The organism is Pseudoalteromonas sp. SANK 73390, from assembly GCF_054966645.1.
In genome coordinates this window covers 1-19,736 of sequence record NZ_ARPN01000064.1, presented here as the reverse complement: position 1 = coordinate 19,736, position 19,736 = coordinate 1, and the positions used below count along the sequence as shown (strand labels likewise).

The following is a 19,736-nucleotide window of genomic DNA, read 5'->3' as shown; positions in this document are numbered from 1 at the left end:
ACAATTAATAATAGGTTACTGGAATAAATATATTTCATTAAAACTGCCGTTTTACTTAAGGTAAGGCGGCATTTTACTTCTTCACTTCAGAACTGGTAGATAATGCGTTCAAGTCGATTTAAGTTAATTAAGCAACTAGATATTATGGATTGTGGCCCAACTTGCCTTAAAATGATTGGAATATACCATGGAAAGGATTTTAGTTTAAGTAAGTTAAGGGCGTTATGTAGTAAAGGTAAGCAAGGTGTTTCATTATACGGTATATCAAAGGCTGCTGAGGAGCTTGGTTTTAAATCTCTGCCTTTAAAATTGAGATTTGAAGTCCTTATTAAACAAGCCAAGTTGCCCTGTATACTCCATTGGAAAGGTAATCATTATGTTGTTGTCTACAAAATAACGAAGGCAAAGGTTTACATTGCTGATCCAGGTGAAGGGAAGTTGGCACTTTCATATGATGAATTCAAAGAGATGTGGATGCCAGAAGGTAACAATGGAATCGCTTTGTTTTTGGAAAAAACCGAGAATTTTGACCATCAAGAGGAAGGTGAACAGAAAAGTAGAAATGGCTTAGTCAGACTGGCAAGGCAATTCTTTCGTTTTAAGACGTTTTTAAAACAGCTTGGATTAGGTGCTATTGTTGGCTTGATATTGAACTTATCTTTTCCATTTCTCACCCAAGCACTGGTTGATAATGGTATAAATAATCAGGATATAAATTTTGTATACACCATATTAATAGCTCAATTGATGTTATTTTTGAGTAGAACAGCTACCGAGTTTATTCGTGGTTGGATTCTCGTTCATATGGGAGCACGGATTAATATCAATGTGATTTCTGAATTTCTTATGAAATTAATGAAGTTACCACTTTCATACTTTAGCAATAGAAATTTGGGTGATGTATTACAGCGGGTTTCTGATCACACAAAAATTGAAGAGTTTCTCACATCCCATTCAATCAATATAATTTTTTCACTACTCAACTTAGTTGTATTTAGTATTGTAATGGCTATTTATAGTAAAACCATTTTCTTAATTTTTGTTGTTGGTAGCTTACTTTCTATTGGCTGGATTATGCTTTTTCTAAATAGACGTCGTGTCCTTGACTATCAACACTTTACCCAATTGATCCGAAACCAAAATGCTATAGTGCAATTAGTGCGTGGGATGCCTGAAATAAAAATGAATGGTGCAGAGTCTAGCCAAAGGTGGGCTTGGGAAAAAATCCAAGGAAAAATATTTAGGTTAAGACTTAAATCTTTGGCAACCGAGCAATATCAACAAGCTGGAATTTTGTTTTTGAATGAAGGAAAAAATATATGGATTACTTTTATTGCAGCACAGCAAGTGATCATCGGTGATTTGACTTTAGGAATGATGATGGCAATTACTTATATTCTTGGCCAAATGAATGCCCCGATCGAGCAATTACTTAAGTTTATTCATCAAGCGCAAGATGCCAAGCTAAGCATGGAACGTTTAAGTGAAGTACAAGATATGAAAGCGGAAAACGAGACAGTCAATGGTGTACTCAATACTCAGCTAATATCAGGTGATTTAATCTTGGATAAAGTGCACTTTAAGTATTCAATTCATGATACTGATTACGTACTAAAGAGCTTATCATTGAAAATTAAACATAACAAAACAACAGCAATTGTAGGTACAAGTGGCAGTGGTAAAACCACTTTGATGAAATTACTGTTGAAATTTCATCCTATTTTGAATGGTCGAATAGCTCTATCTGGTCAGGATTTCTCCTATCTTTGTTCTGAAGCTTGGCGTGAAAAGTGTGGTGTGGTTATGCAAGATGGTTATATATTCAACGATACTATTGCGCATAATATATCAATAAGTAATCATGAGATGGACTTTCAACGTGTTATTAATGCTGCAAAAGCAGCAAATATCCACGAGGAAATTGAAAAGTTGCCAGCCGGATATTTTACAAAAATTGGCCAAGAAGGGGTCAGTTTAAGTGGTGGGCAAAATCAAAGAATTTTGATCGCTCGTGCGGTTTATAAAAATCCAGAATATCTGTTTTTTGACGAAGCAACTTCTGCTTTAGACACTAACAATGAGAAAAAAATACAAGAAAACTTACAGCACTTCTTTGAAGGAAGGACAGTTGTTGTGATAGCTCATAGATTAAGTACGGTGCGAAATGCAGATCAAATTATTGTTTTGGAGCAAGGAGAAATTGTTGAATGCGGTAATCACACTGAACTCACTAACAAAAAAGGGCACTACTTCAACCTAGTAAAAAATCAATTAGAGCTGGGAGCTTAGTATGCCAGATATTTCTAATTATATGGGTAACCCTACAGACGATATTGTAGGTAAAGAACCTGGGTGGTTACTTTGCAGTGGGATATCACTTATTTTTATGATTTGGTGTGTGGTAGTCGCGACTACATGGTTTATAAAGTACCCTGATTCGATTCAATCAGAAATTCTGCTAACTACAGAACAAACGCCTACTTCACTAGTGGCTAAAACTAATGGCAGAATAGAGCAGCTGTTCGCGGATGATCAAGAGTTTGTTGAAAAAGGTCAACGACTAGTGTTATTGAGTAGCGATGTCAACTATCAGAAATTTAAATCTCTGGAGCAAAAATTGTCTGATTTCAAATTAAAAATCGCTGCTGAATTTGAGGTCACTGATTTGGGCGAGCTACAGCCTTTTGTAAATGACTTTAATTCTCATTATTTGGCGTTAAATAAATTTAAGTCATCAACACAACTACAAACTAAAATATCGCGAGCGGAGGAAAAAATAGCCGCCTTACAATCGTTGAAACTTAATTTAGAAGCTCAGTTAATCACCATAAAAGAGCAACTTGCGCTGGAGTTGGTATTATTAAATAAAAATAGGGGGTTGAAACAGCAGGGCCTCACTACGGATACGGCGTTAGTAAGGATTGAGAGTCGTTATTTAGACAAAAAACTTGCAGTATCAAATACTATAATACAAATTCAAATGTACGAGATGAAAATTCATGACACAAATAAAGATCTAGAAGAATATCAATCGCTTTGGTATCTTACATTGCAAAATTATAATACCAAGCTATCTAACGCATATAGTTTGTTGCTTAGTAAGATAGAGCGATGGAAGCAGCGCTATTTAATATCGGCACCTGAATCAGGGATTGTTACATTTTCTAGGTATTGGAGTATCAATCAAAATGTTCGTCATCATGATGTTATAGTAACCATTGCTAATCATTCTGGTGCAAAAATTGGCAAAATAAAAATGCAGCAGCGAGGCATAGGAAAAATAAAAACTGGACAGAAAGTGCAAATTGAGTTAGCTAGCTATCCCGCCCCTGAATTCGGTATGTTGTACGGCTTCATAGAAGCGATTACACTACTAGAAAACGGTGAAGGGTATATAATTAATGTTAATTTACCTGATATTTTACTTAGTAGTCATGGTATTGAAATTAATTTTAAACACGGTTTAAAAGGCAGAGCTAAAATTATCACTTCAAATAAACGTCTATTAAATCGCTTTATTGATAGGATTTTATTTATGAAAAACTAATATTTTCTTTTGATAGTTACTTCTCATATATAGATAATTAGTCGATTCTGAATATTAACATTTTTATGCACTGGCTTTTTTTTGAAGGATTTTATCTAGACTGAGCACTATGTTTATCGTTTTTATCAGTTATATTATTAGCGCTTTACGTGGTTGTTGCCATCAGATGATATAAAGTCCAGACATAAAAAAGCCGTAGTCAGGCTATGATTTTGAGGTGGTTTTGGTCCACGCCTGCCAGAACTGCATTCAATCTATCACCCAATTTTCCTTTTAAACTATTCAACCCCAAGTGACCACATTGCTTCATGTGTCCTATGATTGGCCCAGTCGCATTGCGCCGCATATAGGGCTTTTTGTCTGTGATGTCTGCTACTATCCTCTGTGTTTCCCCAAAGTGTGTCACTGTCATAAGGATTGCCATGCATGGTGAGAGAGCACACGACAACTTGTTCCTTTAACGTCGTCGTGACACTTACTTTAGCGCCGAATTCGTAAGGCTTGGCACTTTTGCCTTTTGAAATACAGTCTATATTTGGTTCATGTAGACTATACAACTTGTGTTGACGGTCACATTAATAGGGTACATATTTTGTCGATACAGTGAGCCTTTGGCTAGAGTCAATTAGTATACGGCAAAATACCTTTAGCCAAGTGCTTGTCTTTATTCAAAACATGCTTAACAATACGGACATCATTGCGGTCAATTACAATATAGCTATTTAGCCAACCAACAAGCTAATGGACTTTTTTGTAGGGCACGCATTACCTTTTTAACCTTTATTTAATAGGTTTGTGTTTAATATGTGTGAATTACTGGGCATGTCTGCCAATGTCCCAACAGATATTTGTTTTAGCTTTGCTGGGCTTTTAGAGCGCGGTGGTAACACAGGGCCCCATAAAGATGGATGGGGGATCACCTTTTATGAGGGTAAAGGGTGTCGTACATTTAAAGATCCAGAGCCGAGTTGTCAGTCAGAAATTGCCAAGTTAGTAAAAGCTTATCCAATAAAAAGCGTATCGGTTATTAGTCACATTCGCCAAGGAAACCGAGGGCGTGTGTGTTTAGAAAATACTCATCCTTTTACGCGTGAGTTATGGGGTAGAGAGATCACTTATGCACACAACGGCCAACTATCAAACTATAGCGATTTGAAGCCTGAATTTTATCGACCAGTGGGAAATACGGACAGCGAGCTCGCCTTTTGTTGGTTATTAGATCAAATTAGGAAAAAATATCCAAAGCGCCCCTCTAATATGGCATCTGTGTTCAGGTACGTAGCTAAATTAGCGAATACACTAAGATCGAAAGGGGTCTTTAACATGCTGCTTTCTGATGGCGTTTATGTACTGGCATATTGCACTAATAATTTGCATTGGATCACGCGCAGGGCACCATTTGGCAAAGCGACATTGATAGATGCTGATATGGTCGTTGATTTTCAAAAAGAGACAACCCCAAATGATGTGGTGACCGTGATTGCTACTCGGCCTTTGACCAATGATGAGCAATGGCAAAAGATGGCTGAAGGGGAGTTTGTTTTGTTCAAAATGGGTGAAAAAATTTAACTGTTAACAAAGAATGAGGTAGCTAAATAATGCTGGCTACCTCAGTACTTTTACATTGCTGTATGTTTCTTATATTTGGTTAATTGTACTTGAAACTGCTCAATACCTTCTTTTCCCTTGTACATCTTTACAACCATGTAATCATATTCAGGGGCTAACCAAACGGTAGCTTGACGCTTATCATTATCGTACACGCGTTTAATACGAATCGTCTCAACATTACCAATCGGTAAAGTGATGGTTTCTTTACCATCGACTACAAAGTCATATGTGCGCTGGTTACCTTTTTTATCAATGATAGGGTAGCTAAACTTTTGTTTACCGGCTTTTAAATCATTACGAAGTTGCACTTGATAAGTGAGTAAGTCTTGCTGCTGTACTAGCCACTTAACATCCAGTGGGTATTTGTCTTGGTTTGACGTAACAGCTTGGTTTTTATGATCAAAGGTGATCTTATAATCTCTGTCTGGGCCTGTGCCTGAGCGGATCATTGAGTACTCTAGTGGGGTAGGCTTAGAGTCATGTATTTTGAATGTGGAGGTTTCCTCTCTTTCATCCGAAAATATCATCCATTCAATATCACTTTTGTATTTTAATTGATATGTGTCTTTATCAAGCTGTTTGAGTTCACGGTAGGCTGTACCTTGTACTGAGCCCTTGCGAGAAATTTGATACTCTGCATTGTACGGTATAAGAGGGTTAGCTATAAGTGAACAGGAGAAAATAGCGCTTAAGCCAAGTAGCCAAGCGCATATTTTTTTATTTTGGGTAGGTTGCGCCTTGAGCTGGAAGGGGTTGGTTATCAAAAACGGCATAATCTGCTTCCATAGTTAGTCTGTGTTCGCTGAACCACTGAACCACCAAAGGATAGATAATATGCTCTTGTTCATGAACACGCTGTGCCAGTGTCTCAGCTGTATCGTCTGCTAAGATGGGTACCTTAGCTTGCAGAACTACTGGACCACCGTCTAGCTCTTCCGTCACAAAGTGTACGCTTACACCATGCACATTGTCTTTTGCATCTATCGCTCTTTGATGGGTATTCAGCCCTTGATACTTAGGCAACAAAGATGGGTGAATGTTCAACATTTTCCCATTAAATTTTTGCACTAAGCTAGGGGTTAGAATACGCATAAATCCAGCTAATACAACTAAATCTGGATTAAAAGAGTCAATTAAAGATGCTAATTCAACGTCATAGTCTTCACGTGTAGCAAATGCTTTGTGGCTTAAAACGCGCGTGTTTATACCAGCGTTGGCAGCGCGAGTTAAGCCGTATGCATTGTCTTTGTTACTGAACACAGCAACTACCTCGCCTTTAATTTGATTACTCTGGCAAGCATCAATAATTGCTTGTAGGTTTGAACCACTACCCGAGATCAATACAACTAAGCGAGTGTTTGACATTAGGCTTTACCACCTACTATTTCTACTTGTTCTTCACCTGCAGCTGCATCTTGAATTTCACCAATGTGCCAAGCTTGCTCACCTTGTGCAGATAAAATTTCTAAGCTTTGTGCTAATTTATCAGCAGGTACTACTAAAATCATACCAACACCACAGTTGAAGGTGCGATACATCTCATGTGTGCTGATGTTGCCATTATCCTGTAGCCAGTTGAAAATGACTGGCCATTGCCAGCTATCGCCTTTAACCACTGCTTTTGCAGACTTAGGTAAAACGCGAGGAATATTTTCCCAAAAGCCACCGCCGGTGATGTGAGATAGAGCATGCACGTCAACATGTTTCAGTAACTCTAAAATAGACTTTACGTAGATACGAGTTGGCTCTAGTAAATGCTCTCCTAAGGTTTTACCTTCAAATTCAGAGTGTGTGTCGGCACCCGATACTTCTAGTACTTTACGAATTAATGAGTAGCCATTTGAGTGCGGACCACTAGATGCAAGTGCAATTAATTGATCACCTGCTGCTACTTTAGTGCCATCTATAATTTTTGACTTTTCAACCACGCCAGTACAAAAACCAGCCATATCATAGTCGTCACCTTCATACATGCCTGGCATTTCAGCCGTTTCACCACCAATGAGTGCACAACCAGATAATTCACAGCCTTTGCCAATACCAGTTACTACATCAGCGGCAACATCTACATCTAATTTACCTGTTGCATAGTAGTCCAAGAAAAATAGGGGTTCTGCACCTTGGACAATTAAGTCATTCACACACATAGCAACTAGGTCGATACCCACTGTGTCGTGTTTTTTCAAATCGATAGCGAGACGAAGTTTAGTGCCTACGCCGTCTGTGCCAGCGACGAGTACAGGCTCTTTGTAACCCGTTGGAAGTTCGCATAGTGCGCCAAAACCACCGATCCCGCCCATAACTTCTGGACGACGGGTTTTTTTCACTACGCCTTTAATGCGCTCTACCAATGCATTGCCTGCATCGATATCTACGCCTGCGTCTTTGTAGCTAAGAGACTGTTTTTGTTCGCTCACAGGTTTTCCTCAAATTGCTTTATGGGTTGCTTAGAAACGCGCGTATTTTACAACAATTGCCCATATGGGGCTAGTTGAATTATTACTTAACCTGAACTCAAGATAACGAATATGAAAAAAGGTATAAAATCATATTATTACTGAGGCTGAGACTTTAATGTAGTTATACCCTAAAAAAGGGGTGGTCGTATTTCCAAGTTCAAGTTACTTGATTTGAGGTGTCGACATTATAGGGTTTGAGGCCAAAGGGCGGGTGAATGTTCCTACCCTTTAGACGTTTATAATTGAATGTAGTGTGACCTTAATTACGCTTTAGCTATTAAGATCGCCCGCAGCGGTGCAGGGTAACCTTCAATGGTTTTACTCACATCATTGGGGTCTAAAAAGTCAGCTAGTGACTCAGTTTGCATCCACTGAGTACGACGCTGCTCGTCCAAAGATGTACTCTCTTCATTCACTACTTTTACATCTTTAAATCCAACGCGCTCGAGCCATAGAGTTAATGCCGCAGTGCTAGGAATAAACCATACATTTCGCATTTTTGCGTAGCGATCAGTAGGTACTAGTACAGTGTTAACGTCACCCTCAATTACGAGGGTTTCTAAAACTAATTCTCCACCCGGGCGTAATTGCGATTTTAGCTGGGCTAAAAAGTCGATAGGGGAGCGACGGTGGTATAACACGCCCATAGAAAACACAGTATCAAACGCTTTTAACTGCGGTAGCTGCTCTACACCCAGAGGCAGTAAATGCACGTTAGGGTCAGGGTTGAAATGTTTGATTGCTTGAAACTGCGATAAAAACAAATCAGAGGGGTCAATACCCACTACAAACTCAGCGCCAACGCCACGCATGCGCCACAAGTGATAGCCTGAGCCACAACCGATATCAAGTACTGTTCGACCATTTAAATCGCTGATATGGGGCACTAGTCGATCCCATTTCCAGTCACTGCGCCATTCTGTGTCGATATGAATGCCGTGAATATTAAATGGGCCTTTACGCCATGGCATCATTCTTTTAAGTAGGTGTGCTAATTGCTTTTTGTGACCATCAGAAAGCTCTCCAACTAGACCGAACTCAACTTTATCTTCAAGATTAATGTGGTCAGTATTTGATTGGGGTAAATTTTTAAGTACTTTTTCCCATTGCGGCCAATCGCCATGCTGGGCTTCATTTTGCCAGTGTGTTAGCTGTGCAGGTAATGTATCCAACCAGTGACTTAATTGGCTTTTAGCTATGGCAGCATAGAAATCTGTAAACCAAGTGTGCATTTTTTCTCCGTTACTTAATTGCTACCATTGAGCAAAAGTTAAAACATTGGTACCAAACTTGTGTTTGGGTAAAACCAATTTCATTTAAACGTGCAAGGTGTGTGCTTAAACTATCGGGGCGCATGACGTTTTCTATGGCCGTCCGCTTTTGGCTAATTTCAAGTTCAGAATAGCCATTATGGCGCTTAAAATCATGGTGAAGATCAATGAGCAGGTTATCTTGTTGATCGCTTTCGCCTATAATTTTTTCACTCAATAAAATCACGCCACCAGGTTTTAATCCATTATAAATATTGGTTAATACCGCGAGGCGTTGATCTTGTGGAATAAACTGTAAGGTAAAGTTCATTGCAACCACACTTGCATCGCTAATTGTCAAATCAGTGATGTCACCTAATTGTACGTCAACGGGTACATCTGATTTAAAGCCGCCTAAATGCATTTTACAGCGCTCAACCATCGCTTGAGAATTATCAACTGCGATGATTTGGCAGTTTTCTTTTGCGATGTTTCTACGCATGCTTAACGTTACGGCACCTAATGAACATCCTAAGTCATACAATTTAGAGTTACTTTGCGCAAATTGACCTGCTAATTTACCCATAGTGCTTACTATGGTTGCATAACCAGGCACTGAGCGCTGGATCATATCAGGGAACACTTCAACGACATTAGCATCAAAACTAAAGTCTTTCACTTGTTGCTCTGTGGCATAAATACCGTCTTTGCCAGTCACGTTTTTGTCTCTCTTGCCAAATAATCTTACTATTTTAACATTTTATGCTGGATAGTCAGTGATAAATTCAGTAGCTTGGCTACTATTAATGATAAGAAGTAAAAAAGAGACAAATAATGGCGAGAAATAAAGTGGTTAGTACCGAAGATATTTTATCAACTTTGTGTAATTCAGTGACAGAAGTACTTTCTTCTGCAAGCGGCAATCAAATTGCGTATTCAGCAATGGTACAAAAAATAACCCGCACTTGTATGAGACCGGATATTGGGTGTTTTGTACTGTTTGATGGTGGCTTTACAGGTCTTGTGGTAACGAATTTCACCTCGCAATCAGCGATGGAAATTTACCAAGACTATATGCGTAACATGGGTATGCCAGAAGGTGAAATTGCGACGAGTCACCTCTCAGACGATGTATCTAATGTGATGGGCGAGTTGATGAACCAAATTGTTGGCGACTTTACAAGCAAAGTACGAGAGCAATTACATACCTCTATTACACAAAACCAGCCTAAGATGATGGCAATCAACAAGCAGGTGCAAATTTCAGTTGATACCACAATGGATCGTCCACAGGCTCGTCGTGTAACTTTTACTACACAAAGTCAAAATATATTCTATCTTGAGTTAGCAATGGACAAAACTGAGTTTATTAAACTTCATGATTTTGATATTGCTGAAGCTGTTGACCCTGACACAATCATAGAAAATCAAGCTACAAAGTCAAAACAAGATGCAAAAGCAAAAAAGCAGGCTGCTGATGATTCGGCAGATGATGATTTTATGTCGGAGTTAGGTCTTTAAAATAGCATAACTTTCGTGACCGTTTTAAAACATGTGTTTTCTTTAGCTACCTTTACAGGGCTAAATCATATAAGCAGGGTGATTATGACCCTGCTACTTGCCAAATTTATGGGCGCCGAACATTTTGGTACATTCGCTGCTTTACTTGCACTTTGTGAAGTACTCTTACTGCCGGCAAGTATGGGTTTTGCATCATCTCTTATGCGCTTGGCACATCCGTTATACAAAAATCATCAGCATGCCTTATTACAAGGTTTAAAGCGTGTTTACCTGGGCGCTGCAGTTAGTTTTGGATTGATTTTTGTAGCCATGGTGCTGATTGGTTATAGGTTAGCCTCCCCTCAGGCGCTTGCCAATGAGCATTTAGAATACCTGCTGCTCATAGTCCCGTTAGGTGCGATAATGCAATGCCAAGCTTCGTTTTTAATTGCTGTGGATGCTAAGCGTCGTGGACTATTAACTCAGCAATCTTTGTTTGAAATTTTAACGGCAATAACGTGTGCATTGTTATATTTTAAGCAGGGGCAACTGCATCTTGAAACAGTTTGTCAGGCGCTCGTCGTCAGTATAGGTTGTGTTGTTGTATTGCAGTTTGTACTTATATTTCCTTTGCTTAAAAAGCACAAGCCAGCTTATCAAACTAGGCATTGGTGTAGTTCATCTTTATGGTTACTGGCAAGCGGAGCCGGGGTAGCGCTGGTGGCTAAACTAGACGTATTACTGGTTCATCATTGGCTTGGTCCCAAGGCGGTGAGTGTATTTTATCCAGCCGTGGTGATTGCAGGTTTAATGGCAATTTTGTCTAATGCGTTTGGTCTGGTTTTAAAACCCATGCTGTTAAAAGCACGAGTAGATGCTATTGAAGTTAGTCATTTGATGCGCTTATTTTGGGGGTGTAATTTTGTTTTTGCTGCTTTATTGGCGGCAGCTGCTTATCCGTTATTGGCTTTATACAATGAGCCACAATTAGAGTCAGGACACACTTTGCTGCTTATTTTACTGCTCGCACAGCTTGTGACTCCGCTTAGAGTATGTGCAAGTAGTGCAATTAATCTAGTTGGAGAACCGTTGTATAACCTATGGGTGTTGCTATTTGCGACTACGGTAACGGTATTACTCGCTTGGTATCTGCAAACTCATTATGGGTTAATTGGCATAGTTTGGGCATTTTGTTTTGGTTTTGTACTGGGTGCCGTAATTAGAACTTGGCTAGTATTACAGCGCGGGTATTTAGAATTTGGTTGTATATTTAGTTTAAGTAGTCAGTCAGTAAAAGCTCAGTTGTAAAGCCTGCAGTACCAAAAGTAATCGTAAGTCTAACTCGAATTGGTGGTAGTTAGGCTCCATATGGCAGCAAAGCTGATAGAACGCTTTGTTATGATCCTTTTCTTTAAAGTGTGCAAGCTCATGCACAACCAGTACTTTTAAGAGCGCTTCAGGTGCATTTTTTAATTGCTCAGCAATGGCTATTTCATGCTTGGCTTTTAATTTACCACCGTGTTGATGGCTTTTAAAAGTATGCGTGCCCAATGCATTTTTCACCAAATCCGTTTGTTTTTTGTACTTAACGCTGTTTAAGTTCGGTGCATTTTTCAGGTAGCGCTGCTTGAGCTGGTTAGTATATTCGTATAATAATTTTTCACTTTTTAACTGGTGAGCCTCAGGGTACTTATTTTTAAAATATTGCTCAATTTGACCACTTTTAATGAGTTGTTGAACTTGAGCTTGAATATGCTCAGGATAGTGAAGAAAATAGTGTGAAAAATCCATGGTCTCATTTGTGGTACAGGTATCATCATGTCATTATAATGCAATTAAATAATAAACACGATGGAACAGGGAATTTAAGATGTATCAAGCAAGTTGTCTATGTGGCAAAGTACAAATTCAAATTGATGGAGCTATAAGCGACATTATTCATTGCCATTGCTCTTTATGTCGTAAGTCTTCAGGCACCGCTTATGCGACAAATGGTTTTGTAAATACGGATGAATTGCATATAGTCGCAGGCAAAGAGCATATAAAGTTTTTTGAGTTCAAACTGGGCAGGAAACGTCATTTTTGCGCTTATTGTGCAAGCCCATTATTTAGTTCAAATAGTGACTTGCCGGATAAACTGCGCTTACGGTTAGGTATATTGGACTCGAATATCAATGAGCGACCTATGTCTCATAACTTTGTTACAAGTCAAGCTAATTGGGAAGACCTTGATGCAGGTTTACCAAGGTATGAGACATTTGAGCCGTCTCGAATGAAGTGACTCTAGTCGCAGGTCATAAAAAGCTAGTTTGTTGTGGTTGCTGCAGCGCAGGGAATAAGCCTAACTGTACCTCTGCGCGGTTGAGATCAGCGACAAACTGCTTGGCAAGTAACGGCGCATCGTAGTTATCTGCGGTATGAAAAAATACATATGGTGTTTTACCCTCATCAAGCCACAGGTTTATTTTTTTCAGCCAAGGAGCATAAAATTGGCGATTGGCTTGTAAATCAGAGCAACCCACGTAGCGCAAAATAGGCGCATTGCCTGTTGCAATTACATGAAGTGGCACTTTGGGCTTTTTACTCTGTGCATCAATGATTGCTGGGGTAGAGGGTAGCTCACTGAACAGCGGACGGGTGTCCATCATAATACGGTTGTATTGGTGAGCCATTAAAAATTGATTAAAGCGTCGCTCGTTATCAGCTTTGTCAAAAAAGCCTAAATGCCTAATTTCTATACCTAAGGGTAACTCACTAGGTAACCACTGACAGAAGTTTTCGATATTGTGCTGATATTCAGGTCCACAAGCTTTGGGTAATTGCAGCATTATTTGGCCTATTTGATCAAACATAGGCTCAAATAAAGTGAGCCAGCTTCTTAGTTCCTGCTGACAGTTTTGTAGCGCGAGCTCATGAGAAAATCGCTTGGGTACTTTAAAGGTGAACTTGAAGTCATCTGGTACATCTGAGCGCCATTTTTGTATAGAAGAGGGCTTTGGATCGGCATAAAAGCTGGTATTACCTTCAACCGAATTAAATATTTGCGCATACTCGCTGAGCATTTGTGCGTTTTGGCAATGAGAAGAGAAAAAGCGACCTTTCCAATGTGTTGAGCTCCACTGTGGGCAGCCAAGATATAACATGTGATTGCATTTACCGTGCTCTAAGATGGCAATAGTGTAATAAAGATGGCGAATTTTAGAAACTAAATCATATCTAGGATGACATTGTGAGTCGGAATTTTATATAATTGGCGATAATTTTTCATATTAATGCCAGTTACCTTGCCTTGTGTAACTGAGACACAGGAATACTATGCGCTCAATATATTGCGGAAATCTAAATAAAAGCAACGTCGAACAAGAAGTAGAATTATGCGGTTGGATCAACAAACGCCGAGACCTTGGTGGTTTAATCTTTATTGACTTGCGCGACCGTGAAGGCCTAGTGCAGGTTGTATTTGACCCTGAAGTAGAAGGGTTAATGGATACTGCAAACACATTACGTCAAGAGTTCTGTGTGCAAGTTAAAGGTATTGTTCGTGCTCGCCCCGATAGCCAAGTAAACAAAGATATGGCTACTGGTGAAGTTGAAATTTTAGGTACTGCGTTGACGATTATTAACCGCTCAGAGCCATTACCACTTGATTTTAATCAACAAAACTCAGAAGAGCGCCGTCTCAAATATCGTTATTTAGACCTACGTCGCTTAGAAATGAGTGATCGTATTAAATTACGCGCTAAAGCAAGCAGTTTTGTGCGTCGCTTCTTAGACAGTAACGATTTCTTAGATATTGAAACGCCAGTATTAACTAAGGCAACGCCAGAGGGTGCGCGTGATTACCTAGTACCGAGTCGTGTACACAAAGGTAGCTTTTACGCGCTGCCTCAATCACCTCAGTTATTTAAACAATTATTAATGATGTCTGGTTTTGATCGTTATTATCAAATCGTAAAGTGTTTCCGTGATGAAGACTTACGTGCAGACCGTCAACCAGAATTCACACAAATCGATATTGAAACTTCATTTATGAGCTCTGATCAGGTGCGCGCTATGACTGAGCAACTCATTTGCGAGATGTGGCAGGAACTACTAGAGGTTGATTTAGGTCAGTTCCCAGTAATGGCTTACAGTGAAGCAATGCGTCGCTTTGGCTCAGATAAGCCAGACTTGCGTAACCCAATGGAGCTAGTAGACGTAGCTGATTTGGTCAAAGATGTTGAGTTTAAAGTATTGTCTGGCCCGGCAAATGATGAAAAAGGCCGCGTAGCTGTTCTAACTGTGCCAGGTGGTGCGAAGTTATCTCGTAAGCAAATTGATGAATACACCAAATTTGTCGGTATTTACGGTGCGAAAGGCTTGGCATGGATGAAGGTTAATGACCGCGTAGCTGGTATTGAAGGTGTACAATCGCCAATTGCTAAATTCTTAAATGAAGAAGTGATCAATGCTTTGTTAGAGCGCACAAACGCTCAAACCGGCGATATTATCCTATTTGGTGCAGACAAACGTAACGTTGTTAATGAAGCAATGGGTGCATTACGTTTAAAAGTGGGTTTAGACCTTGAGCTAACAGATTTGAGTAAATGGGCACCGCTTTGGGTTGTTGACTTCCCAATGTTTGAAGAAGACGATGAAGGTACATTACACGCGGTACATCACCCATTTACTGCACCTAAAGACATTACTGCTACTGAGTTAGAAGCAAATCCTGCGGTAGCGATTTCTGATGCGTACGATATGGTATTAAACGGATATGAAGTAGGTGGTGGTTCGGTACGTATTCACAACAGTGAGATGCAACAAGCCGCATTTAGAATTTTGGGCATTGATGAGCAAGAGCAACAAGACAAGTTTGGCTTCTTACTAGATGCTCTAAAATATGGTACGCCACCTCATGCCGGTTTAGCATTTGGTTTAGACCGTTTAGTGATGCTGTTGTGCGGTACTGATAACATTCGTGACGTGATTGCATTTCCTAAAACAACGCAGGCATCGTGTTTGATGACCAATGCGCCAAGTGTTGCAAATCCAGATGCACTTAAAGAGCTCTCTATCAGCATAGAAAAGGCAAAGCTAGAGAGTGAATAATTAGAGTTTTTTGATTGATAATAAAGCGACTTAGGTCGCTTTTTTATACTTTAAATACAGTTAGTATCAATTTACATAACTAAGGATGAGGGTAGAGCGCATGGAGTTTATATTCTTAGCTGATAAAGTTGACGCGAAGTGGCATTTGGCAAAATGGTATTTTGAGCAATGGGGAGATATTATAGAAGGGGCTTCGCTTGAATCGTTCAATCAAAAGCTTGATGATTACTTAAATCGTGATTGTATACCTTTGGTTATATTGGCTGTTGAAGCAGGTGATGTAATTGGTGCCGCACAATTAAAGTATCATGAAATGTCGATATTTCCAGATAGAGAGCACTGGCTAGGTGGTGTGTATGTTACCCCCTCTGCTCGTGGCAATATGTTGCATTGGCCCTTGTTAATCAAATCGAAAGCATTGCACATGGACTAGGCGTGAGTCAATTGTACCTACAAACAGAGGCACTTGATGGCGGTTTATATGCGCGTCTTGGTTGGCAGGGTATTGAGAAAGTTAATTACCGAGGTGTTGATGTTCTGGTTATGTCTAAAGCACTTAATCAATAAATACAATAGCCATTTGGTATTATGACTTTTGTTATTTACGCTCGTTTAATTAGGTTTCGTGATTAGGTCGCTGGTGGGCTATGCTTTATTGATATTATTGTGCCGAGCAAGGGACATCATAAATGCACTATTTCTTTTGTTTCATGTGGTTAATGACTTTAGCGTTATTGAGTTATGCGCCTGCATTTGCAGCAACAAGAATTGTGATCGCCTCAGGTGAGTTTGCTGACCTTACCTCTCAAAAAGCTCCAAATGGTGGGTATATTAACCATTTGATTGTAGAAGCATTTAATACGCAGGGCATTAATGTCAAAGTAGAGTATTTGCCCTGGAAGCGCAATTATCATTTGTCAAAATTGGGTAAGTACTCTGCATCATCTTTTTGGACTTGTTACCGTTCGCACCAAGTTGACTTTTTGTGCAGCGAGCCAATCTACTCAGGGAATATGTATCTATATTATTTGAAAAGCCGTCCTATCGAAGATTGGAACACATTGCGTGATTTAGAAGGGAGTGTTTTTGGTATCACCCTTGGTTACGAATATACAGAAGCATTTTGGCAAGCGGTAGATTCTGGTGTTTTAACAGCGAATGTAGCGAGTACTGATGAGCAAAATCTTGGAATGTTACTAAAAGGGCGTGTAGATGTGGTTGTTTCTTCACCTTATGCGATGGATTGGATGCTAAAAAATCACCCTGACAAAACACTAAGTAAACTCGTTATTCGCCACACCAAAGCATTATTTCCTTTTACAACGCATTTATTATTTCCAAAATCCTTATCTAGCAGCAAACAACTAAAGCAAAGCTTTAATAAAGGGCTCACAGAGGTTAAATTATCTGGGCAGTGGGATAAATATTGGCACGCACTACTTCGTGGAGATTATAATCATGAGTAATGGCAGCCTTGTTTAATTGTACTTAGAGAGAGAATGAAAACTATCAAGGACTTACCCGGATTAGGGGAGAAATCAGAGCAGGTGCTGCTTAGTGTTGGCATTGATTCAATACAAGCTCTTCGTCAGCTAGGTGCCGTTCGTGCTTTTATTAAAGTGAAGAAATCAAACTCGACGAAGCCAAGTATGAATCTTTTATATGCTCTAGTCGGTGCGCTTGAGGGGCACCATTGGTTATCTGTAGCTAAAACGCAAAAGGCTGAATTACTCATGCTACTTGAAGAGTATGAGGAATTTGAGCAGTTGTTTAAGACCAATGACGAGCCTTTCACACTCGAGAAGGTAATAAATAGCGCCATGCACAAATAGATCTGCATGCTATACATATAACTGGTAATCCATACAGTATTTTGGCATTATGCACTTAAACTAATTATAGAGTGATTGCATTGGCAGTAATTTTAGGTATCGACCCTGGATCTCGTTTTACAGGCTATGGAGTTATTGCACACCAAGGGTCAAACTTTCAATATCTTGGTAGTGGCTGTATTAAGCTAGGGGAGCATGACTTTCCTACTCGGCTGAAAATGATTTACCAAGGCGTAAGCCAACTTATAGAACAGTTCTCACCTAATAGTTTTGCTATTGAGCAAGTATTTATGGCACATAACCCAGACTCCGCATTAAAATTAGGTCAAGCTAGAGGAGCTGCGATTGTTGCTGCTACCATGCAAGACGTACCCGTCAGTGAATATTCTGCTCGTCAAGTGAAGCAAGCTGTAGTAGGCACTGGTGGTGCACAAAAATCTCAAGTACAAGAAATGGTGAAGCGGTTATTAAAATTGCCAGGCACACCACAGGCAGATGCAGCTGATGCTTTGGCGATAGCTATCTGTCATGCTCATTCAGAACAAAACTTAATTCGCCTTGCTGGCAGTGCAACAAAAACCGTACGACGAAGACTTAGATAGGAATAAACATGATTGGAAGACTCTGTGGTGTATTATTAGAAAAACAACCACCGGAAATTTTGCTTGATGTTTCAGGCGTGGGGTACGAGGTACAAATGCCTATGACCTGCTTTTATGAGTTACCCAATGTGGGTGAGCAAGCTGCTATATATACGCATTTTGTAGTACGCGAAGATGCACAGCTGCTATTTGGCTTCAATCATAAAAAAGAGCGTGCTTTGTTTCGTGAGCTAATCAAAGCGAATGGTGTTGGACCTAAACTTGGGTTAGCTATTTTATCGGGTATGTCTGCAGAGCAATTTATTCAATGTGTTAACAGTGAAGATGCAACGACTTTAGTAAAAATCCCCGGTGTTGGTAAAAAGACCGCAGAGCGCTTAGTACTAGAAATGAAAGATAGGTTAAAAAACTTTGCTAATGATTTGCTGACGCCATTTAGCGATGCGGCTGTTCTTGAGCCACAAAACAATCCAACTGTTGCAGATACACCCGCAGACGATGCAGTTGCTGCATTGTTAGCATTAGGCTATAAACAAGCACAAGCATTAAAATCAATAAAAGCAGTATCGCAACCTAATATGAGCACAGAAGCGTTGATAAAAGAAGCGCTCAAATCAATGATGTAAACTACTATGATAGAAGCTGATAGACTAATAGAGCCTGAAGTACAGGGCAATGAAGATGTTGTTGATAGGGCGATTCGCCCTAAATTACTTGCAGATTATACGGGACAGCAGCATGTTAAAAAACAAATGGAAATTTTTATTGAAGCTGCGCGCAGCCGTGATGAGGCACTGGACCATTTATTGATTTTTGGTCCGCCAGGTTTGGGCAAAACAACTTTAGCTAATATTGTAGCCAATGAGCTAGGCGTTAATATTAAAACAACTTCAGGGCCAGTATTAGAAAAGGCCGGTGACTTAGCCGCTCTACTTACCAATCTTGAACAAGGTGACGTGTTGTTTATTGATGAGATTCATCGTCTGAGCCCACAAGTCGAAGAAATATTATACCCGGCTATGGAAGATTATCAGCTTGATATAATGATAGGTGAAGGCCCTGCAGCGCGTTCAATAAAGTTAGACTTACCGCCCTTTACATTAATTGGTGCGACCACTCGAGCTGGGTCACTGACATCTCCGCTTAGAGACCGGTTTGGGATTGTACAACGTCTAGAGTTTTACTCTGTAACTGATTTAGCAAAAATCATTGCTCGTTCGGCATTTTACCTTGATTTAACCACCAGCCCAGAAGGCGCAGATGAAATCGCAAAGCGCTCTCGTGGTACGCCTCGAATTGCAAACCGTTTACTACGCCGTGTACGCGATTTTGCACAAGTTAAAGGTGATGGCACAGTGTGTGTTGATATTGCTCAACAGGCACTAGAGATGGTTGATGTTGATAAATGTGGTTTTGATTATATGGACCGTAAATATTTATTAGCTATCATTGAAAAGTTCACTGGAGGCCCTGTTGGTCTTGATAACCTTGCCGCAGCTATTGGTGAAGAACGTGAAACCATAGAGGATGTTATTGAACCTTTTTTAATTCAACAAGGGTTTATTCAGCGTACTCCAAGAGGGCGGATCGTTTCAAATGCAGCTTACCTACATTTTGACTTAACACCGCAAGCCTAGCCAATATCTAGGCTTTAGACTCCGTTCTTTATTTTTTGAATAATCATTGTGATTGCACTTTTACACTACTTTTATTAAAGCATTGATCATTTTATCGAGTTAACCGCGTTAAAAATGGTTTATGCAGAATAATTTCATACCTAAATCTCTGTCAGGTTATTAAGCCATTTACTTGTCGTAATGTCAGAACATTTATTTCATGTAATT

22 protein-coding genes and 1 pseudogene are annotated in these 19,736 nt (G+C 39.7%); 14 read left to right on the top strand and 9 right to left on the bottom strand.

What is annotated here, in order from left to right:
- Nucleotides 1–102 precede the first annotated feature (102 nt).
- Together SANK73390_RS09485 and SANK73390_RS09480 are read left to right on the top strand one after the other, a co-directional pair.
- Nucleotides 103–2,289 (top strand): peptidase domain-containing ABC transporter, encoded by a 2,187-nt coding sequence (locus SANK73390_RS09485; protein ID WP_462765730.1) that lies wholly within the window; start codon nucleotides 103–105, stop codon nucleotides 2,287–2,289.
- Between the two features lies 1 nt (nucleotide 2,290).
- Complete coding sequence (locus tag SANK73390_RS09480) at nucleotides 2,291–3,547, top strand: HlyD family secretion protein (RefSeq protein WP_462765728.1); 1,257 nt, start codon at nucleotides 2,291–2,293, stop codon at nucleotides 3,545–3,547.
- A 199-nt stretch (nucleotides 3,548–3,746) separates the two neighbouring features.
- Here the strand turns inward: SANK73390_RS09480 and SANK73390_RS09475 are convergent, their stop codons facing one another.
- Together SANK73390_RS09475 and SANK73390_RS09470 are read right to left on the bottom strand one after the other, a co-directional pair.
- Nucleotides 3,747–3,959, bottom strand: a complete 213-nt coding sequence (locus tag SANK73390_RS09475; protein WP_462765726.1) for a hypothetical protein — start codon at nucleotides 3,957–3,959, stop codon at nucleotides 3,747–3,749.
- Nucleotides 3,943–4,113, bottom strand: a pseudogene (locus SANK73390_RS09470) (IS5/IS1182 family transposase); the annotation flags it as partial. The pseudogene SANK73390_RS09470 and the gene SANK73390_RS09475, both read right to left, overlap by 17 nt.
- 238 nt (nucleotides 4,114–4,351) lie before the next feature.
- Between SANK73390_RS09470 and SANK73390_RS09465 the strand changes: the two are divergent.
- Nucleotides 4,352–5,116, top strand: a complete 765-nt coding sequence (locus SANK73390_RS09465; RefSeq protein WP_462765724.1) for a class II glutamine amidotransferase — start codon at nucleotides 4,352–4,354, stop codon at nucleotides 5,114–5,116.
- Between the two features lie 50 nt (nucleotides 5,117–5,166).
- Here SANK73390_RS09465 and SANK73390_RS09460 read toward each other — a convergent pair whose 3' ends face one another.
- The 5 genes from SANK73390_RS09460 to cmoA form a co-directional block, all read right to left on the bottom strand.
- On the bottom strand, nucleotides 5,167–5,931 hold the full coding sequence (locus SANK73390_RS09460; protein WP_462765722.1) for a DUF3108 domain-containing protein: 765 nt from the start codon (nucleotides 5,929–5,931) through the stop codon (nucleotides 5,167–5,169).
- Entirely contained in the window at nucleotides 5,876–6,523 is a 648-nt protein-coding gene (gene purN, locus SANK73390_RS09455; RefSeq protein ID WP_462765721.1) for a phosphoribosylglycinamide formyltransferase, read from the bottom strand. The genes SANK73390_RS09460 and purN overlap by 56 nt, the downstream gene beginning before the upstream one ends.
- The gene (gene purM, locus SANK73390_RS09450) at nucleotides 6,523–7,575 is read right to left on the bottom strand and encodes a phosphoribosylformylglycinamidine cyclo-ligase (RefSeq protein WP_462765719.1); all 1,053 of its coding nucleotides are present in this window, start codon (nucleotides 7,573–7,575) and stop codon (nucleotides 6,523–6,525) included. The genes purN and purM overlap by 1 nt, the downstream gene beginning before the upstream one ends.
- A 305-nt stretch (nucleotides 7,576–7,880) precedes the next feature.
- Nucleotides 7,881–8,849 (bottom strand): tRNA 5-methoxyuridine(34)/uridine 5-oxyacetic acid(34) synthase CmoB, encoded by a 969-nt coding sequence (gene cmoB / locus SANK73390_RS09445; RefSeq protein WP_462765717.1) that lies wholly within the window; start codon nucleotides 8,847–8,849, stop codon nucleotides 7,881–7,883.
- Between the two features lie 10 nt (nucleotides 8,850–8,859).
- Entirely contained in the window at nucleotides 8,860–9,585 is a 726-nt protein-coding gene (gene cmoA / locus SANK73390_RS09440) for a carboxy-S-adenosyl-L-methionine synthase CmoA (RefSeq protein WP_462765715.1), read from the bottom strand.
- Between the two features lie 116 nt (nucleotides 9,586–9,701).
- On the opposite strand from cmoA, the gene SANK73390_RS09435 reads away from it, so the two are divergent.
- Together SANK73390_RS09435 and SANK73390_RS09430 are read left to right on the top strand one after the other, a co-directional pair.
- On the top strand, nucleotides 9,702–10,388 hold the full coding sequence (locus tag SANK73390_RS09435; RefSeq protein ID WP_261592753.1) for a DUF3334 family protein: 687 nt from the start codon (nucleotides 9,702–9,704) through the stop codon (nucleotides 10,386–10,388).
- A 15-nt stretch (nucleotides 10,389–10,403) separates the two neighbouring features.
- Nucleotides 10,404–11,675 (top strand): lipopolysaccharide biosynthesis protein, encoded by a 1,272-nt coding sequence (locus SANK73390_RS09430; protein ID WP_462765713.1) that lies wholly within the window; start codon nucleotides 10,404–10,406, stop codon nucleotides 11,673–11,675.
- Here the strand turns inward: SANK73390_RS09430 and SANK73390_RS09425 are convergent.
- Complete coding sequence (locus SANK73390_RS09425) at nucleotides 11,655–12,158, bottom strand: M48 metallopeptidase family protein (RefSeq protein WP_261592754.1); 504 nt, start codon at nucleotides 12,156–12,158, stop codon at nucleotides 11,655–11,657. The two genes, SANK73390_RS09430 and SANK73390_RS09425, sit on opposite strands and share 21 nt — an antisense overlap.
- 79 nt (nucleotides 12,159–12,237) lie before the next feature.
- Between SANK73390_RS09425 and SANK73390_RS09420 the strand changes: the two genes are divergently transcribed.
- Entirely contained in the window at nucleotides 12,238–12,648 is a 411-nt protein-coding gene (locus tag SANK73390_RS09420) for a GFA family protein (protein ID WP_462765711.1), read from the top strand.
- A 13-nt stretch (nucleotides 12,649–12,661) separates the two neighbouring features.
- Here SANK73390_RS09420 and SANK73390_RS09415 read toward each other — a convergent pair whose 3' ends face one another.
- Nucleotides 12,662–13,510 (bottom strand): DUF72 domain-containing protein, encoded by an 849-nt coding sequence (locus SANK73390_RS09415; RefSeq protein ID WP_462765709.1) that lies wholly within the window; start codon nucleotides 13,508–13,510, stop codon nucleotides 12,662–12,664.
- 172 nt (nucleotides 13,511–13,682) lie between these two features.
- On the opposite strand from SANK73390_RS09415, the gene aspS reads away from it, so the two are divergent.
- The 8 genes from aspS to ruvB all read left to right on the top strand — a co-directional run bounded on the left by aspS (nucleotide 13,683) and on the right by ruvB (nucleotide 19,529).
- Nucleotides 13,683–15,458 (top strand): aspartate--tRNA ligase, encoded by a 1,776-nt coding sequence (gene aspS / locus SANK73390_RS09410; protein WP_462765707.1) that lies wholly within the window; start codon nucleotides 13,683–13,685, stop codon nucleotides 15,456–15,458.
- Between the two features lie 100 nt (nucleotides 15,459–15,558).
- The gene (locus SANK73390_RS09405) at nucleotides 15,559–15,891 is read left to right on the top strand and encodes a hypothetical protein (RefSeq protein ID WP_462765705.1); all 333 of its coding nucleotides are present in this window, start codon (nucleotides 15,559–15,561) and stop codon (nucleotides 15,889–15,891) included.
- A gap of 2 nt (nucleotides 15,892–15,893) precedes the next feature.
- Complete coding sequence (locus tag SANK73390_RS09400) at nucleotides 15,894–16,025, top strand: hypothetical protein (RefSeq protein ID WP_462765703.1); 132 nt, start codon at nucleotides 15,894–15,896, stop codon at nucleotides 16,023–16,025.
- Between the two features lie 122 nt (nucleotides 16,026–16,147).
- Entirely contained in the window at nucleotides 16,148–16,924 is a 777-nt protein-coding gene (locus tag SANK73390_RS09395; protein WP_462765701.1) for a substrate-binding periplasmic protein, read from the top strand.
- A gap of 33 nt (nucleotides 16,925–16,957) precedes the next feature.
- The gene (locus tag SANK73390_RS09390; protein ID WP_462765699.1) at nucleotides 16,958–17,290 is read left to right on the top strand and encodes a TfoX/Sxy family protein; all 333 of its coding nucleotides are present in this window, start codon (nucleotides 16,958–16,960) and stop codon (nucleotides 17,288–17,290) included.
- A gap of 80 nt (nucleotides 17,291–17,370) precedes the next feature.
- Nucleotides 17,371–17,892 carry a crossover junction endodeoxyribonuclease RuvC gene (ruvC, locus tag SANK73390_RS09385; RefSeq protein WP_462765697.1) on the top strand — a complete coding sequence of 174 codons (522 nt, stop codon included), beginning with the start codon at nucleotides 17,371–17,373 and terminating at the stop codon, nucleotides 17,890–17,892.
- A gap of 8 nt (nucleotides 17,893–17,900) precedes the next feature.
- Complete coding sequence (ruvA, locus tag SANK73390_RS09380) at nucleotides 17,901–18,518, top strand: Holliday junction branch migration protein RuvA (RefSeq protein WP_261592762.1); 618 nt, start codon at nucleotides 17,901–17,903, stop codon at nucleotides 18,516–18,518.
- Between the two features lie 6 nt (nucleotides 18,519–18,524).
- Nucleotides 18,525–19,529 (top strand): Holliday junction branch migration DNA helicase RuvB, encoded by a 1,005-nt coding sequence (gene ruvB / locus SANK73390_RS09375; protein ID WP_261592763.1) that lies wholly within the window; start codon nucleotides 18,525–18,527, stop codon nucleotides 19,527–19,529.
- The last annotated feature ends 207 nt before the right edge of the window (nucleotides 19,530–19,736 follow it).

Excerpts from the sequence above, each read along its gene's own strand:
- SANK73390_RS09420 (WP_462765711.1), top strand. The coding sequence starts at position 12,238 with ATGTATCAAGCAAGTTGTCTATGTGGCAAAGTACAAATTCAAATTGAT.
- SANK73390_RS09425 (WP_261592754.1), bottom strand. The coding sequence starts at position 12,158 with ATGGATTTTTCACACTATTTTCTTCACTATCCTGAGCATATTCAAGCT.
- SANK73390_RS09460 (WP_462765722.1), bottom strand. The coding sequence starts at position 5,931 with ATGCCGTTTTTGATAACCAACCCCTTCCAGCTCAAGGCGCAACCTACC.
- purN (WP_462765721.1), bottom strand. The coding sequence starts at position 6,523 with ATGTCAAACACTCGCTTAGTTGTATTGATCTCGGGTAGTGGTTCAAAC.
- ruvA (WP_261592762.1), top strand. The coding sequence starts at position 17,901 with ATGATTGGAAGACTCTGTGGTGTATTATTAGAAAAACAACCACCGGAA.
- cmoB (WP_462765717.1), bottom strand. The coding sequence starts at position 8,849 with ATGCACACTTGGTTTACAGATTTCTATGCTGCCATAGCTAAAAGCCAA.
- SANK73390_RS09395 (WP_462765701.1), top strand. The coding sequence starts at position 16,148 with ATGCACTATTTCTTTTGTTTCATGTGGTTAATGACTTTAGCGTTATTG.
- SANK73390_RS09405 (WP_462765705.1), top strand. The coding sequence starts at position 15,559 with ATGGAGTTTATATTCTTAGCTGATAAAGTTGACGCGAAGTGGCATTTG.
- ruvB (WP_261592763.1), top strand. The coding sequence starts at position 18,525 with ATGATAGAAGCTGATAGACTAATAGAGCCTGAAGTACAGGGCAATGAA.
- SANK73390_RS09415 (WP_462765709.1), bottom strand. The coding sequence starts at position 13,510 with ATGTTATATCTTGGCTGCCCACAGTGGAGCTCAACACATTGGAAAGGT.
- SANK73390_RS09475 (WP_462765726.1), bottom strand. The coding sequence starts at position 3,959 with ATGACAGTGACACACTTTGGGGAAACACAGAGGATAGTAGCAGACATC.
- SANK73390_RS09485 (WP_462765730.1), top strand. The coding sequence starts at position 103 with ATGCGTTCAAGTCGATTTAAGTTAATTAAGCAACTAGATATTATGGAT.
- SANK73390_RS09465 (WP_462765724.1), top strand. The coding sequence starts at position 4,352 with ATGTGTGAATTACTGGGCATGTCTGCCAATGTCCCAACAGATATTTGT.
- SANK73390_RS09435 (WP_261592753.1), top strand. The coding sequence starts at position 9,702 with ATGGCGAGAAATAAAGTGGTTAGTACCGAAGATATTTTATCAACTTTG.
- aspS (WP_462765707.1), top strand. The coding sequence starts at position 13,683 with ATGCGCTCAATATATTGCGGAAATCTAAATAAAAGCAACGTCGAACAA.
- SANK73390_RS09480 (WP_462765728.1), top strand. The coding sequence starts at position 2,291 with ATGCCAGATATTTCTAATTATATGGGTAACCCTACAGACGATATTGTA.
- SANK73390_RS09390 (WP_462765699.1), top strand. The coding sequence starts at position 16,958 with ATGAAAACTATCAAGGACTTACCCGGATTAGGGGAGAAATCAGAGCAG.